A 305-nucleotide genomic window follows, 5' to 3' on the forward strand; every position below is an offset into this window, starting at 1 on the left:
ACGACGGGTAGCCGGCCTGAGAGGGCGACCGGCCACACTGGGACTGAGACACGGCCCAGACTCCTACGGGAGGCAGCAGTGGGGAATATTGCACAATGGTCGAAAGCCTGATGCAGCGACGCCGCGTGAGCGCTGACGGCCTTCGGGTTGTAAACCTCTTTCACCAGGGAAGAAGCGCAACTGACGATACCTCCAGAAGAAGAACGGGCTAACTACGTGCCAGCAGCCGCGGTAATACGTAGGGTGCGAGCGTTGTCCGGAATTATTGGGCGTAAAGAGCTCGTAGGCGGCCTGTCGCGTCGGAT

At 60.3% G+C, this 305-nt stretch carries 1 rRNA gene; it reads left to right on the top strand.

Annotated features, from left to right (window positions below):
* Positions 1–305 (top strand): 16S ribosomal RNA (locus UK12_RS35145); the annotation flags it as partial.

Source organism: Saccharothrix sp. ST-888 (genome assembly GCF_000955975.1).
Taxonomy (GTDB): domain Bacteria; phylum Actinomycetota; class Actinomycetes; order Streptomycetales; family Streptomycetaceae; genus Kitasatospora.